This window comes from uncultured Ferrimonas sp. (assembly GCF_947489035.1).
In the GTDB taxonomy this organism is placed as follows: domain Bacteria; phylum Pseudomonadota; class Gammaproteobacteria; order Enterobacterales; family Shewanellaceae; genus Ferrimonas.
The window spans coordinates 44,722-58,271 of record NZ_CANLCI010000008.1 but is presented as its reverse complement, the minus strand read 5'-3'; the positions used below and the strand labels follow the sequence as shown (position 1 = coordinate 58,271).

Sequence of the window (13,550 nt, the reverse complement as noted above, 5' to 3'; positions counted from 1 at the left end):
TCATAATCACCAATCGTTGTTTTTTAACGCACTGGGGTTAACCATTGCTCTGGTGTGGCAAAGCGTTGCTCAAGCTTTTGATAAAATTGGGCAATATGAATGCCATCAGCCAGACCATGGTGCACCTGCAAAGAAAGTGGCATCACTGTACGCTCAGCTTGTTTATCGTACTTGCCCCAACCTAGCCGAGGGATAGAACAGCTGGGTTGCACCGGCACGGGGTGGGTAAATTGGGTAAATCGCAGCCACGGCAGGCAGCTGACAAAGATGGCGCCATCGCTGTCGCTGCCGGTGTCGTCGTTGAATAACTGGCGACTGTGGGCCAGCATTGCACCGATGCGCTTGGCTTCAGCGTTAAATTCAGGCCAGTTGGATTGATGCGGGATCCGGCTAAAGCGCAGCTGCTGATCGTCGCTCAACGCGGTGGCACCAATCACCAGTTGCTCATGCTCTATCACTTGCTCGCCTCGGATCCGCTGGCGCAACCACGGCAGCTCGTCACTGAGCAATAACACCGCATAGATAATGGCGCGGTAGCTGCTGAGCTGGTGCTGCTGGCAATAAGCCAGTAAAGCGGTGATCTCAACATCGGCGCAGATCCCCACATAAGGCATGTCGAGATCGCGGTATAACTCGAATTGCTGCCTTCTTGGCCAGCTGTCCATATCGATGATTTTCATGTGTACTCCAGACAACAACGCGCCCAAACTTACGGTTGGGCGCGCTCAAGGACGATCAGAATAACAGCTGTTGCTCAGCCTTACTGTATTAGTCTTGCTCTAACTCAACCTTATCCACCCGCTGTAACCCCCGCGGCAGTTTGTTACCACGACGACCGCGCTCACCCACATAGTGATTCAAATCGTCTGGACGCAACGTCAGCTTACGCTTGCCCGCCCACAAGGTAACCTGCGCCTGCGCTGGCACCACCACTAGGTGTTTCAAGTATTCTTCGCGTGTTTTCGCCCGCTCGGTTGGAATGCCGATGATCTTGTTGCCTTTGCCTTTGGCTAAGATCGGCAACTGCGACAGAGGGAACAGCAGCATCCGCCCTTCGGTAGTTACCGCCAGCAAGCGCTCATCGCCATCACTGCCCAGTAACTGCGGCGTAAGGATCTCAGCTCCCGCGGGTACGGTCAGCAACGCTTTGCCCGATTTATTGCGGCTGATCATATCTTTGTGCTGACAGATAAAGCCATAACCGGCGTCGGTGGCCAGCAGGTACATGTCCTCTTCACCGGCCATGACCACGTGCTCTAGGCGAGCACCGGCCACCAAGTTGAAGCGACCCGACAGCGGCTCCCCTTGGGATCGCGCTGACGGCAGGGTGTGCGGCTCGGTGGTGTAAGCTCGGCCTGAGCTTTCTAAGAACACCACCGGCTGATTAGAGCGACCGCGAGCATGCCCTAAATAGTTATCGCCGGCTTTATAGGACAAGCCAACCGGATCAACGTCGTGCCCCTTGGCACAGCGGCCCCATGCTTTGTCTGACATCACCACGGTGATCGGCTCGGCCGGCGTCAGCTCTTGTTCGCTCATCGCTTTGGCTTCACCGCGTTCGATCAGCGGGCTGCGACGATCGTCGCCGTAGGTTTCGGCGTCTTTCAACAGCTCTTTGCGTACGAGGGTTTTCAGGCGGCGCTCGCTGGACAGGATCAATTGCAGCTTGTCGCGCTCGCTGGCTAATTCATCCAGCTCACCACGAATTTTCATCTCTTCCAGCTTGGCCAATTGGCGCAGCTTGATCTCAAGGATCGCTTCGGCTTGTTTCTCGGATAAACCAAAGCGGCGCATCAGCTCGGCCTTGGGTTCATCTTCACCGCGGATGATCTCGATCACCTCGTCGATGTTCAAAAACGCCACCAGCAAGCCTTCAAGAATGTGCAGCCTTGCCAGCACCTTATCTAAGCGGTGCTGCAAACGACGGCGCACGGTTTCAATGCGAAACTCCAGCCACTCCAGCAAGATCGATTTCAGATCGCGCACCCCAGGGCGGTTATCCAGCCCCAGCATGTTGATGTTGACCCGATAGCTTTTTTCCAGATCGGTGGTGGCAAACAGGTGCGCCATCAGCTGATCCAGATCGATGCGATTGGAGCGCGGTACGATCACCAAGCGCACCGGGTTTTCATGATCCGATTCATCACGCAAGTCGGCCACCATGGGCAGCTTTTTGGCTTGCATCTGATTGGCCATCTGCTCAATCAGCTTGGCACCAGACACTTGATGGGGCAGCGCCTCGATCACGATCTCGCCGTCTTGCACTTCGTAGATGGCGCGCATGCGGATCGAGCCTTTGCCGGTGCGGTAGATCTTTTCGATGTCGGCCTTAGGGGTGATGATCTCCGCTTCGGTGGGGTAATCCGGCCCCGGCACAAACTGCATCAGTTCAGCCAATTCGGTTTTTGGCTTCTCCAGCAGATGGGCACACGCCTGCGCGACTTCCCGAGCATTGTGCGGCGGGATGTCGGTCGCCATCCCCACCGCAATGCCGGTGATGCCGTTCAACAAAATGTGTGGCAACCGCGCTGGCAACAGCTTGGGTTCTTTTAGGGTGCCATCAAAGTTTGGCCCCCACTCCACCGTGCCTTGGCCAAGCTCGGACAACAGCACTTCGGAAAAGCGCGACAAGCGCGATTCGGTGTAACGCATCGCCGCGAAGGATTTTGGATCGTCCGGTGCGCCCCAGTTCCCTTGGCCATCCACCAACGGATAGCGGTATGTAAATGGCTGCGCCATCAACACCATCGCTTCGTAACAAGCACTGTCGCCGTGCGGGTGGTATTTACCTAATACATCACCCACGGTACGAGCGGATTTTTTGTATTTGGCGGTGGCGCTTAACCCCAGTTCGCTCATGGCATAGATGATCCGCCGCTGCACCGGTTTTAAGCCGTCACCAATGTGCGGCAGGGCGCGATCCATGATCACGTACATGGAGTAGTTAAGATAAGCCTGCTCGGCAAATTGGCGCAGTGGTTGCTGCTCTACGCCGTCTAAGCTCATGTCACTCAGATCTGTCATGGTTTTCTCTTGCCGGACTGGCCGGGGTGGTAACTGAGCCGATAGATCCGGCCCTTGTAATCATCAGAAATTAATAGGCTGCCATCGCGGTGGGGCAGAAACGCCACCGGTCGTGCCAATGGGGTTTCCCCATCCAGCCAACCGTCCACTAAGACGCGATAGCCGCTGTTGCCGCGGCCATCAAAGGTTAACGCACTGATGCGATAACCCACTTTGCTGGAACGGTTCCAGCTGCCGTGTTCGGCGATAAGCAGCGCCCCTTGCCATGGCGGCGGGAACTGCTGGCCTCGATAAAATTCAACCCCCAGCGGCGCCACGTGCGCTGGCAACTTGGCGATGGGATCCACCAGTTTGCCCTTCAGCGCGGCGGGGAGCGGATGGTTGTTATCGGCCACGGCGCCGCCGTGCCAATAGGGGTAACCAAAATGGCTGCCGTTGTGATCAATGCGATTGATCTCATCCGCGGGCAGATCGTCGCCCATCATGTCGGCGCCGTTATCGGAAAAATAGAGCGCACCGCTGACCGGATGTTGATCGAAACCCACTGAGTTGCGTACCCCCTGTGCCAGCAGTTCGCGCTCACCGCTGGCCAGATCAATGGCGTAGATGCTGGCGTATGGCAGCGGCTGTTCACAGACGTTACAGGGCGCGCCCACCGGAACAATCAAGCGGCCATCAGCGCCAAAGCGGATAAACTTCCAGCCGTGGTGGCTGTCGCTGGGCAGATCGTCGTACACCACCTGCGCTGGGGCCTTGGGCTGGCTCAGATCAAACTTCAAAATTTGATTTACCGCCGCGACGTACAGCGCCCCATCACGGCTGGCAAGGCCACTGGGCATATTCAGATCCTGCGCCAACACGGTAACGGTTTCGGGGTGGCCATCTTGATCCCTGTCGACCACGCGATAGATTTTGCCTTCGCGGCGACTGCCCACATAGAGGCTGCCGTCGTCGCCCCACGCCATCTGCCGCGCATTCGCCACGCCATCCACGTACAGCGTTAACTGAAACCCCGGCGGCAGTTGCGCTTGAGTGATCGCCGCGGGCGTGGCAGCGACGGTGGCACTAAGCAGCGAGAACAGGGCTGCAGGCAACATCCATGGCTTCATCAATTATCCTTAATCCAGTTGCGCGAGATCGCCGTTGGTCTCAAGCCAATCCTTACGGTCGCCCGCGCGCTTTTTGGCCAACAGCATGTCCATTAACGCCAAGGTGGCTTCGTTGTCGTCCACGGTCAATTGCACCAAACGACGGGTGTTCGGATCCATGGTGGTTTCTCGCAGCTGACCGGGATTCATCTCGCCCAAGCCTTTAAATCGAGTGACCTGCACCTTTCCGCGTTTTTTCTCGGCGGCGATGCGATCCAATATCCCTTGGCGCTCGCTGTCATCCAAGGCGTAAAACACCTCTTTGCCGATGTCGACACGGAACAACGGCGGCATGGCCACGTAGATGTGGCCTTGTTCGACCAAGGGGCGGAAATGGCGCATAAACAGCGCACACAGCAAGGTGGCGATGTGCAGGCCATCGGAGTCGGCGTCGGCCAAGATGCAGATCTTGCCGTACCGCAGACCAGAGAGATCGTCCGAGTCGGGATCGCAGCCGATCGCCACAGAAATGTCGTGCACTTCTTGCGAGCCCAACACCACCGAGGCGTCATCTTCCCAGGTGTTTTTGATCTTACCGCGCAGCGGCATGATCGCTTGAAACTCTTTGTCTCGCGCCTGTTTGGCGCTGCCGCCAGCGGAGTCACCCTCAACCAAGAACAGCTCGCCTTTGCTGGCGTCTTGACCGGCACAGTCGGTAAGCTTACCCGGCAAAGCGGGGCCCGAGGTCACGCGTTTACGGGCCACTTTCTTTGCTTTGCGTAAGCGGCTTTGGGCGTTATTGATGCACAGTTCCGCCAGCAGCTCGGCGTTGTCGGTGTGCTCGTTCAACCACAAACTGAAGGCGTCGCGCACCACCCCAGACACAAAGGCACTGGCTTGGCGCGAAGAGAGGCGTTCTTTGGTTTGGCCAGAAAACTGCGGATCCTGCATCTTGGTTGAAAGCACGTAGGCGGCTTTGTCCCAGATGTCTTCTGGGCTTAACTTGATGCCACGGGGCAGCAAATTACGGAATTCACAAAATTCCCGCATCGCTTCCAATAAGCCTTGGCGGAAACCATTTACGTGGGTACCGCCTTGCGCGGTTGGGATCAGGTTAACGTAGCTTTCGCCAATGCTGTCACCGCCTTCTGGTAACCACAGCACCGCCCAATCGACCGCTTCATTGTTGCCGCTGAAACTGCCAACGAATGGGGCTTCCGGCAGTTTCGGCCACTCTTTAACGGCATCGCTTAGGTAATCCTCAAGCCCCGCTTCGTAGTGCCACTCGAACCGTTCGCCATTCACCTTGTTATCAAAGCGGATCCGCAGCCCCGGGCACAGTACCGCTTTGGCGCGCAGGCCGTGGGCCATACGCGATGCAGAGAAGTTGGCGGAATCAAAGTATTTTGGATCCGGCCAAAAGTGGACGCTGGTGCCGGTGTTGCGCTTGCCAACGCTGCCGCTGACGGCCAGTTCAGCCACTTTCTCGCCATGTTCAAAGGCGATTTCGTGCAGCTGGGCATCGCGGCGAACTTTCACTTCAACCCGTGACGACAAGGCGTTCACCACCGAGATCCCCACCCCATGCAAGCCGCCAGAGAACTGGTAGTTGTCGTTAGAGAACTTACCGCCGGCGTGCAGCCGGGTTAGGATCAATTCGACCCCAGAGATCCCCTCTTCCGGGTGAATGTCTACCGGCATGCCACGGCCGTTATCAATGACTTCCAGCGATTGATCAGCATGCAAAATCACTTGGATGTCATCGGCGTGACCGGCCAGCGCTTCATCGACACTGTTGTCGATAACTTCTTGGCCTAAGTGGTTTGGTCTTGTGGTTTCGGTGTACATGCCCGGGCGCTTTTGCACCGGCTCTAGCCCACTGAGAACCTCAATGGCATCCGAGGTGTATTGATTGCTCATCAATTGTTCCGTTTTTGTTCTGACTTGCCATCTTAACGAGGCAATGGGTTGCGCTTCAAGCCATGCCTAAAAAGGCAAATGCCGCTGGCAATTGGGTCGAAAAGTGTTGGTAGCTGTGATCGCCACCGGGTTCGATGTGCAGCTGGCTGCAGGCGTATTTTGCCACAGCCAAGCGGTAGTCTAATACTTCATCGCCGCTTTGCAGCAACACCCGATACCCTTGGGGGCAGTGTAACCTTGGGGTGTTGTAGCGCTGCAGTTGTTCGGCGTGCTGTGCTTCAACCTGAAACACTTCGCCAGTATAAGGGTTGGTGTGCTCCCCTAAGAGGTCATCCATTAACGCCCACGGGTTCACGGCGGGGTTAATCAACACCGCGCGGATCTCGGCGCGGGGATAACGGCGCGATAAGGTTTCCAACAGGTAAGTGGCCAGAAATCCCCCCATCGAGCTGCCCATCAACCGCAGCGGTTCACCCGCGAGCACGGCGCTTTCGGCAATCGTCATGATCTGGGCTACCGCTAACTCAGGGCTGGTGACCAACTGCGGTATGGCGTAGGGCTCGTTGGGAAAATGCTGGCGCAGGTATGCCGCCACTTGCTGCGCCTTAGTGGAACTGGGCGCACTATTAAAACCATGAAGATACAAAAGCATGGATCAGCGTTCTCAATATATAGGTGGGGCGCTGACTCAATGACTAATAGCCGGTGGCTCCGCCATCGGGGGTAAATTGACCACAACTCAAGCGCTTAACGACTGTGTCGATGCTACCATCGGGGTACAAGCGCAGCAAACGATAGCCCGGTTGCGCTGAATCAAGCACAAAGTTGTGGCTGTTTGGCAGGAACTGAATGCTGGTAGAGGGCACCGCTAACAGCCGCAGGTGCTGATACTTTTGATCCATCTCTTGATGCACGTGACCCCAGATCACCGCTTTCACGTTGTGATAGCGCGACAACAGCGCCAGCAGTTCGTGGCCGTTGTCTAAACAGTGATGATCCAGCCAAGTGCAACCGGTGCCAACCGGATGGTGGTGTAGGGCGACGAGGGTGTTCATGTCGCTGTGGGATTTTAACATCTGCACCAGCCAAGTGCGCTCATCCACACTGACGTGCCCCGACGGCTTACCCACCACGGTGGAGTCCAACATCAGGATCTGCCAATCGCCAATCACCAAGCGGCGGCCACATTTTACTTTGGGGCCGGTCAGAATGGCGTTCATCAGGTGCGGCGAATCGTGGTTACCAGGCAAGACAAAAGTGGGGGCAGGCAGTTTCCCCATCATGCGGGCAAACAGGTGGTAGGCTTCATCACTGTGATCTTGGCTTAAATCACCGGTGGCCAATACTGCATCCACGCCGTCCGTTTGTTGCAGCTCTCCAATCACCGCGCTCAAGCTGGCGTGGGGATTAACCCCCAAAAACGCATTATCTTGATCCGCAAACAGGTGCGGATCGCTGACTTGCGCCAATAGCACGGAGCCATCGTCGGCATGGGGTGAAAAGGTATGGATCGGCTGGTTCAAGACTTACGGCTCTCCTGCATCGTCATTAATTGCCAGTCGTGCTGCCCGTGTTGGCCAAGCAGCTCCGCCACAAACAGATTAACCTGAAATTTTTCATCGCGCTGCAGCATTGCCGCATTTGGGTAGGGATAGACCGGTAGTAATCTTGAAAAGTGTTGCCCAGTTAACACTTCTGCTAACTGAGCGTCATGATAAATCCGCAATTCGATTACCGGCAGCACCACCTGACTGATGGCATCGTCCCAATGACTGAGCTGGACCAGTTCAGTGTACTTGGTTTGTTCGCACAACTGCAGTGCCAACCCTTTGCCTTGGCGTCGATGCTGCCAGCGGTAGTGACGCTGAGGCCCCTGCTGATGGCGGCCATCGGTCAGCAGCTGCTGCAAAACGCGATAGTTGCGACCACACAACGCCAGTAACTTGGCCAAGCTGGGGGCGTACCGGCGCTTGGCTGGGCTCATTCTGCGGCAAGCTCAGGTAATGCGGCCAAATTCAGTGCCAACCACTGCAAGCCAATGACGGTGGCGGCGTTATCAATGCTGCCGGCTTGCAGCAGCGCCATCGCTTCAGTGCGGCTCACCACATGGCGGCGAATGTCTTCTTGTTCGCTGGCTAAGCCAAACACTTGCCGTTCATCGGCCACCGTTACTTGCGCCAGATAGAGGGTGTGACGTTCGCTGCAGCCGCCGGGGCTGGGCAGATAGCTGCAGATTTTATGCAGCGACAGCGCCGTTAATCCGGATTCTTCCATCAGCTCGCGTTTGGCCACATCCGCGGCGGATTCCCCCGCTTCGACGATGCCGGCCACCAGCTCCAGTTGCCACGGATTCGCCGCGGTGCGCAGCGCTGGAATCCGGATCTGCTCGACCAGCACCACCGCATCGCGGCGAGCGTCGTACGGCAACACCACCACCGCATCCCCCCGCTCAAACACTTCCCGTTGGGTTGGTTGGCTCATGCCGCCAGCAAACAAGGGATGGCGAAAGGTGATCCGTTCTAAGCGGAAGAAGCCTTGAAAGGCCGTTTCAACCGAATCAATCACTACATCATCGGCGCTGAATTTATGGGGGAACGAAGCCATGATTGCCCTTTGGTTCTCAATTCTAATTGGCTAAGCTAATCAGAGTACTATGTTACAATTGTTTGTTGCACAGAGATTGACTCAGCAGGGTTGATTTAAGTCTACTAGTTACTGTAAACCGCCCGTGTTGGCACCGCTCGGGAATACATTATTTTCATTCTTGCTTTGCCATCCTTACCGCAAAGTATGAGTTACCACTAAGGAAGATTAATGAACTTCAAATTGCGTACTGTTTGCTTGGCACTAGGATTGTCTTTAAGCACCAGCGCCGCTTACGCCGATGATCTGCTGCAGATCTATCAAGTGGCCCTGACTAAAGATCCTGTACTGCTGCAAGCAGACTCTAACCGTGATGCCGCCTACGAGCGTATTGGGCAAACCCGTGCCAACCTGTTACCGCAGATCAATGCATCGTTAAGCTATTCCGATGTGTTGGATAATAGCGTTCCTGGCAGCCCTGGCGGCAACCCTGCAGACAGCGAAGTTTCCAGCACTTCAGGGGCCATCACCTTATCGCAAAGCATCTACGATCACGCCAACTACGTAAACTTGGGGATCACCAAGCAATCGGCGGCGCAATCTGAGCTGAATTACGATTTGGTTAAACAGAGCCTGATCGTGCGCGTCGCTCAAGCCTACTTCAATGTGCTATCTGCCCAAGATAACGTTGAATTTGTGCTGGCCAACAAGCGCGCTATCGAGCGTCAGTTAGAACAAACCAAGCAGCGTTTCGCCGTGGGCCTTACCGCCATCACCGACGTACACGAAGCGCAAGCGCAGTTTGATTTGGCCGTGGCCAACGAAATTACCGCGCAAAACAACCTCGATAACAACTTCGAAGCCCTGCGTGAGATCACCGGCATTGCACACCAAGAGCTGAACGTACTGGATACCGAACGCTTTAGCCCAAGCAAGCCGGCTCCGGCCAGCGCAGATCAGTGGCAAACCATTGCTGAAGATTCCAGCATCAATTTGCTGATCAACCGCTTAAGCGTGGAAATTGCCAAAGAGCAGATCAACTTAGCGCGCACTGGCCACATGCCAAGCATCAGCTTCAGCGCGCAGTACGGCGACACCTTCAGCCACGACCGAAACTTCCTGGAAGGCGACAGCACCAACATTGGGGTTAATGTTTCCATTCCAATCTTTGCCGGTTTCCGCGTTACCGGCCAGGTGGATGAAGCCAAAGCCAACTATGTGGTGGCTCAGCAATCACTGGAAGAGAGCTACCGCAGCGTAGTACGTAACACCCGCGCCAGCCTAAACAACGTCAATGCGTCGTTGGGATCTATCCGTGCTTACGAGCAATCGGTGGTGTCGGCAGAAAGCGCCTTGAAAGCCACCGAAGCGGGCTTTGAGGTGGGCACGCGTACCATCGTTGATGTTCTGAACTCAACCCAACAACTGTACAGCGCGAAGCAGCAGTTGGCGGATGCCCGTTACGGTTACATCATCTCGATCCTGACCCTGAAACAGGCCGCGGGCACCTTGAGTGACGCGGATCTGGAGATGATCAATAAAGGGTTGCGCTCAGCAAGCTAAGTTGATCCACCCGATCAAAAAAGCCGCTCATTGAGCGGCTTTTTTTGGTTCATCGCATCAGCCGTTTGGCTGATCGCTGGCATTGACTGGGGTCGGCTCTGAGTCAACGCCAGCCGCAATCGTTACTTCGGCTGGGGCGTCGGCGCTGATCTCCGCCAAGGTGGCAACCGCCGCGGCACGATCGGCCTTAGAGACGTACCCCTGTTGGCTTTTTGGGGCATTTTTTGCGCGTTGCTTGCGTGCTTGCTTCAGCAGAGTCTGCTTCACTTTCTTTTTGCGATTCATCGCGATCGGCTCAAGGTGGAAAATCGCCACAGTGTAGTCTGGCTGGCCACGACTGCAACCAAAAAAGCACGCTCGAAAGCGTGCTTTTTAAACGTCAACGCCAGCGTTAGAACGCCAGCTCAACCCCAGCGAACCAACCGTCTTGGGTCAGATCGGCATTGATGCTGTTAAAGTCTTGCACATCAAAGCTGTGCTCGCGGTAACCGGCTTTCAGATCCAAATCCAACAACGGGATGAAATCGAGGGTATAGCCTACGCCAACCTGCAGATCGTGGATCGCCTTATCGTCGTAATCGGTCGCAAACACGTTCGCGAACGCAAACAGGCCAGTACCAACGATATCAAAGCGACCACGGACGTACCCCATGAACACCCCTTCATCCAGATCGCTGTCGTTGATGTTGGCGTTCGAGAACTCACCGGCGTAGATGCGGTAGTTCAAACCAAAATCCAGCTCCAGCAGCGGGTTATCCAGCAACTCGTAGTAAGCCAGCAGATCAACGTTGGTCAGATCCACCTTGTTGCTTCCGTTGCTGTCACCCAAATCGTTGTAACGCACCATCGCATTTGGCAACAGGGGCACTGGGTGCTCAAACGCAACAAACCCACTGACGTGGCCTTCGTCATCAAAGTTAGCACTGGTGTTGGCGTAGCTGCCATCGGTGCTGGCTTGGAACCAATCCAAACCCGCTTTCACAGCCAATACGTCGGCGTTTGCTGGTGCAGCTACCGCCAAACCAGAGGCGATAAGGGCAGCTAAGATGCTGTTATTGCGCATGTAATCTTGTCCTATAGAGGGAGATAACCACGGCCTGTGGCCGCAGCATAATAATGGGTATGACGCAGTGCTGACTGCTATCACGCAGGCGTTGCCTGCGGATCACAGCGACCAATACTGCGACAAACTTAATGGTGGTGATGATGGCCCGACGGCTTATCGATACGCACCACGGTAAATACCACCGTTTGCGGCGCCGCTTTGGCAAAGCTCAGCTGGCACTGCAGCTGTTGGCCAACACTGGCACCGTGTTGCAGCCCCATCATCATCAAATGGTAGCCGCCTTGTTCCAGCGCCACGGTTTGCCCTTGCGGCAACGGGATCTGCTCCACTGGGCGCATCTTCATCAGCCCGTCTTCCATCAGCAAGGTATGCAGCTCTGTCCGCTGCACGCCTTCACAGCTGGCCGCCAGCAACGCATCGTCCTCTTGCTGGGCTTGCAATTGCAGATAACCGGCGGTGTTTGGCACCCCGGTAGGCATGGCACGCACCTGCGGCTCGGTTACCGTAATGGTGGCGGCCATCGCCGCGGCAGGCCACAACAACGCTCCTGCAATGACACCAAATTCAAACAAACGTTTAATCATAACAGTTCATCCTTTAAACTGATTTTTTACGGAGAGAAAATGAGCACTGCAAGGAGCAGCTGATGGAACCGGTAATTTGCCGTCGCGACGGCCACGTAATGGTACTGACCCTCAATCGTCAGGACAAGTTAAACGCCCTGACCCAAGAGATGTATGCCACCTTAGTTCAGTCACTTACCCAAGCTGAGCAAGAGGATTCAATTCGGGCGGTGCTGATCCAAGGCAGCAGCGAGTGTTTTTGTGCGGGGAACGATCTGGATGACTTTCTCAGTACCGAAGAAGCCGACAACGGTCGTCCTGTGCATCAGTTTATTCGCTTACTGCCGCGCTTGAATAAACCGTTGGTTGCCGCCGTTTCTGGTGCCGCGGTGGGGATCGGCACCACCATGTTGCTGCATTGCGATCTGGTGTACTGCAGCGACAAAACGCGCTTTTCATTGCCGTTCGTGAATATTGGCTTAGTGCCAGAGGCGGGATCCAGTTTGCTGCTGCCGCACCGCATTGGTCGAGCCCAAGCGGCAGAGTTGCTGCTATTAGGGCAAGCGTTCGATGGCGCCAAAGCGCTGCAATTAGGATTAGTGAATGAGGTGCTGCCGGTAGAGCAAGTGTTGCCACGGGCGTTAGCGCAAGCTCAAGCTTTGGCTAACCAGCCACCGCAGGCATTGCAAGCCACAAAGGCGCTGTTAAAAGGCACTCGCCCTAGTGTGGATGCGGCGATGAACGCCGAAGATGTTGCCTTTACTGCCGCATTAACCGGCTCTGAAGCCAAACCGCTGCTGGCGGCCATTCGTCAACGTTAACTGCGACGGGGGCGACGGCTTAACCGTACACGTCGTTGCCTCCAGCCCACGACTAATGCTCCAACCACTCCCAGTATGATGCTCAGAACAACGATGGGCCAAAACAGATTCGGCCAGCCGAGCAAGGCGATGGTCCACACGTCTATCAGTTCAACTAGCGCAACCAATAACGCGATCAAGCCAATTAATAACCACGCCATGACTTTGGCATTAACCACAGCGCAATCAAATAAGCGATGAGGGTTTTCATTGGGGCAAAGTACAGCAGCCCCAATACCGCTACTCGGGTCCAACCTGGCTGCCAACCGAAGCGAGCACTGAGCCCAGCAACGACACCGTACAGCCAAGCGGCACCTGGTCGTGTCGATTGAGTCATTGGCAGCTCCTTAGTGGCTCGCAATGGTGATGACCGAGAACTGACCCTGCCAGTAACTGGCTGCTTGCGCTTGGGCATCCTGCTTAGCCGCATCCACAATCTGATCGCTTTGCTGCTGAGCTTCTTGTGCCACGGTCAGGTTACCGCTATCAACTTGATACCCCATCAGTGCATTCCAAGCATCGTGACGAGCATGACGCAGTGCCTGCTGCTGCACCAAGGTGCTGGCTTGTTGGCTGTGTTGCTTTATTTCGGAATCAATCTCTTGGCGCAAACCTTGTGCCGACACGCTACCGGCGAAACCAGCTAAAACCAGACCAACCAATACACTACGACGCCACATTGAGTTAACCGCACGCATGATACTTTCCTTTGAATTTCAGTGAATGACACCAAAGGTATTTCAAGTGCCGTGCCAAGTTGTAAAAATAAAGTTAAATCGCTGTTTGGGCTGATTTTTATTGAACTTTATGGCGGGACTGAAGATAACGCGGCACGTACAGGCTGGATCAAAAATGGCGAAACTCACTAGTGGAACTAGTCAGT

At 55.4% G+C, this 13,550-nt stretch carries 16 protein-coding genes; 3 read left to right on the top strand and 13 right to left on the bottom strand.

Annotated features, from left to right (window positions below):
- Window positions 1–23: 23 nt before the first annotated feature.
- The 8 genes from Q0796_RS07010 to Q0796_RS06975 form a co-directional block, all read right to left on the bottom strand.
- Window positions 24–680, bottom strand: a complete 657-nt coding sequence (locus Q0796_RS07010; RefSeq protein ID WP_298441452.1) for a CatA-like O-acetyltransferase — start codon at window positions 678–680, stop codon at window positions 24–26.
- Between the two features lie 88 nt (window positions 681–768).
- The gene (gene parC, locus Q0796_RS07005; protein WP_298441451.1) at window positions 769–3,024 is read right to left on the bottom strand and encodes a DNA topoisomerase IV subunit A; all 2,256 of its coding nucleotides are present in this window, start codon (window positions 3,022–3,024) and stop codon (window positions 769–771) included.
- The gene (locus Q0796_RS07000) at window positions 3,021–4,133 is read right to left on the bottom strand and encodes a PQQ-dependent sugar dehydrogenase (protein WP_298441449.1); all 1,113 of its coding nucleotides are present in this window, start codon (window positions 4,131–4,133) and stop codon (window positions 3,021–3,023) included. The genes parC and Q0796_RS07000 overlap by 4 nt, the downstream gene beginning before the upstream one ends.
- Window positions 4,134–4,142: 9 nt before the next feature.
- Complete coding sequence (gene parE / locus Q0796_RS06995; protein ID WP_298441447.1) at window positions 4,143–6,032, bottom strand: DNA topoisomerase IV subunit B; 1,890 nt, start codon at window positions 6,030–6,032, stop codon at window positions 4,143–4,145.
- 55 nt (window positions 6,033–6,087) lie between these two features.
- Complete coding sequence (locus tag Q0796_RS06990; protein ID WP_298441446.1) at window positions 6,088–6,684, bottom strand: YqiA/YcfP family alpha/beta fold hydrolase; 597 nt, start codon at window positions 6,682–6,684, stop codon at window positions 6,088–6,090.
- Between the two features lie 43 nt (window positions 6,685–6,727).
- Complete coding sequence (cpdA, locus tag Q0796_RS06985) at window positions 6,728–7,555, bottom strand: 3',5'-cyclic-AMP phosphodiesterase (protein WP_298441444.1); 828 nt, start codon at window positions 7,553–7,555, stop codon at window positions 6,728–6,730.
- Complete coding sequence (locus Q0796_RS06980; RefSeq protein WP_298441442.1) at window positions 7,552–8,016, bottom strand: DUF1249 domain-containing protein; 465 nt, start codon at window positions 8,014–8,016, stop codon at window positions 7,552–7,554. The genes cpdA and Q0796_RS06980 overlap by 4 nt, the downstream gene beginning before the upstream one ends.
- Window positions 8,013–8,636, bottom strand: a complete 624-nt coding sequence (locus Q0796_RS06975; RefSeq protein ID WP_298441441.1) for an NUDIX domain-containing protein — start codon at window positions 8,634–8,636, stop codon at window positions 8,013–8,015. Before Q0796_RS06975 ends, Q0796_RS06980 begins: the two co-directional genes overlap by 4 nt.
- Before the next feature lie 210 nt (window positions 8,637–8,846).
- Between Q0796_RS06975 and tolC the strand changes: the two genes are divergently transcribed.
- Window positions 8,847–10,178: an outer membrane channel protein TolC gene (tolC, locus tag Q0796_RS06970; RefSeq protein ID WP_298441440.1), complete on the top strand. Its 1,332-nt coding sequence runs from the start codon at window positions 8,847–8,849 to the stop codon at window positions 10,176–10,178.
- A 57-nt stretch (window positions 10,179–10,235) separates the two neighbouring features.
- Here the strand turns inward: tolC and Q0796_RS06965 are convergent, their stop codons facing one another.
- The 3 genes from Q0796_RS06965 to Q0796_RS06955 form a co-directional block, all read right to left on the bottom strand.
- Window positions 10,236–10,463, bottom strand: coding sequence for a DUF2986 domain-containing protein (locus Q0796_RS06965; RefSeq protein ID WP_298441438.1), 228 nt, complete (start codon window positions 10,461–10,463; stop codon window positions 10,236–10,238).
- A 106-nt stretch (window positions 10,464–10,569) separates the two neighbouring features.
- Window positions 10,570–11,241 carry a TIGR04219 family outer membrane beta-barrel protein gene (locus tag Q0796_RS06960; protein ID WP_298441436.1) on the bottom strand — a complete coding sequence of 224 codons (672 nt, stop codon included), beginning with the start codon at window positions 11,239–11,241 and terminating at the stop codon, window positions 10,570–10,572.
- A gap of 128 nt (window positions 11,242–11,369) precedes the next feature.
- Complete coding sequence (locus tag Q0796_RS06955; protein WP_298441435.1) at window positions 11,370–11,828, bottom strand: copper chaperone PCu(A)C; 459 nt, start codon at window positions 11,826–11,828, stop codon at window positions 11,370–11,372.
- 62 nt (window positions 11,829–11,890) lie between these two features.
- On the opposite strand from Q0796_RS06955, the gene Q0796_RS06950 reads away from it, so the two are divergent.
- The gene (locus Q0796_RS06950; RefSeq protein ID WP_298441434.1) at window positions 11,891–12,628 is read left to right on the top strand and encodes an enoyl-CoA hydratase-related protein; all 738 of its coding nucleotides are present in this window, start codon (window positions 11,891–11,893) and stop codon (window positions 12,626–12,628) included.
- A 184-nt stretch (window positions 12,629–12,812) separates the two neighbouring features.
- On the opposite strand, the gene Q0796_RS06945 is transcribed toward Q0796_RS06950, so the two are convergent.
- Both Q0796_RS06945 and Q0796_RS06940 read right to left on the bottom strand, forming a co-directional pair.
- Window positions 12,813–13,004 carry a PspC domain-containing protein gene (locus tag Q0796_RS06945; RefSeq protein WP_298441433.1) on the bottom strand — a complete coding sequence of 64 codons (192 nt, stop codon included), beginning with the start codon at window positions 13,002–13,004 and terminating at the stop codon, window positions 12,813–12,815.
- A 10-nt stretch (window positions 13,005–13,014) separates the two neighbouring features.
- The gene (locus tag Q0796_RS06940) at window positions 13,015–13,365 is read right to left on the bottom strand and encodes a hypothetical protein (protein WP_298441431.1); all 351 of its coding nucleotides are present in this window, start codon (window positions 13,363–13,365) and stop codon (window positions 13,015–13,017) included.
- Window positions 13,366–13,386: 21 nt separating this feature from the next.
- On the opposite strand from Q0796_RS06940, the gene Q0796_RS06935 reads away from it, so the two are divergent.
- The gene (locus tag Q0796_RS06935; RefSeq protein WP_298441429.1) at window positions 13,387–13,536 is read left to right on the top strand and encodes a hypothetical protein; all 150 of its coding nucleotides are present in this window, start codon (window positions 13,387–13,389) and stop codon (window positions 13,534–13,536) included.
- Window positions 13,537–13,550: the final 14 nt, after the last annotated feature.

Bases quoted from the DNA above. Each gene is read 5' to 3' on its own strand.
- Q0796_RS07010 (WP_298441452.1), bottom strand. From the start codon at position 680: ATGAAAATCATCGATATGGACAGCTGGCCAAGAAGGCAGCAATTCGAG.
- parC (WP_298441451.1), bottom strand. From the start codon at position 3,024: ATGACAGATCTGAGTGACATGAGCTTAGACGGCGTAGAGCAGCAACCA.
- Q0796_RS07000 (WP_298441449.1), bottom strand. From the start codon at position 4,133: ATGAAGCCATGGATGTTGCCTGCAGCCCTGTTCTCGCTGCTTAGTGCC.
- parE (WP_298441447.1), bottom strand. From the start codon at position 6,032: ATGAGCAATCAATACACCTCGGATGCCATTGAGGTTCTCAGTGGGCTA.
- Q0796_RS06990 (WP_298441446.1), bottom strand. From the start codon at position 6,684: ATGCTTTTGTATCTTCATGGTTTTAATAGTGCGCCCAGTTCCACTAAG.
- Q0796_RS06980 (WP_298441442.1), bottom strand. From the start codon at position 8,016: ATGAGCCCAGCCAAGCGCCGGTACGCCCCCAGCTTGGCCAAGTTACTG.
- Q0796_RS06975 (WP_298441441.1), bottom strand. From the start codon at position 8,636: ATGGCTTCGTTCCCCCATAAATTCAGCGCCGATGATGTAGTGATTGAT.
- tolC (WP_298441440.1), top strand. From the start codon at position 8,847: ATGAACTTCAAATTGCGTACTGTTTGCTTGGCACTAGGATTGTCTTTA.
- Q0796_RS06965 (WP_298441438.1), bottom strand. From the start codon at position 10,463: ATGAATCGCAAAAAGAAAGTGAAGCAGACTCTGCTGAAGCAAGCACGC.
- Q0796_RS06960 (WP_298441436.1), bottom strand. From the start codon at position 11,241: ATGCGCAATAACAGCATCTTAGCTGCCCTTATCGCCTCTGGTTTGGCG.
- Q0796_RS06955 (WP_298441435.1), bottom strand. From the start codon at position 11,828: ATGATTAAACGTTTGTTTGAATTTGGTGTCATTGCAGGAGCGTTGTTG.
- Q0796_RS06950 (WP_298441434.1), top strand. From the start codon at position 11,891: ATGGAACCGGTAATTTGCCGTCGCGACGGCCACGTAATGGTACTGACC.
- Q0796_RS06945 (WP_298441433.1), bottom strand. From the start codon at position 13,004: ATGACTCAATCGACACGACCAGGTGCCGCTTGGCTGTACGGTGTCGTT.
- Q0796_RS06940 (WP_298441431.1), bottom strand. From the start codon at position 13,365: ATGCGTGCGGTTAACTCAATGTGGCGTCGTAGTGTATTGGTTGGTCTG.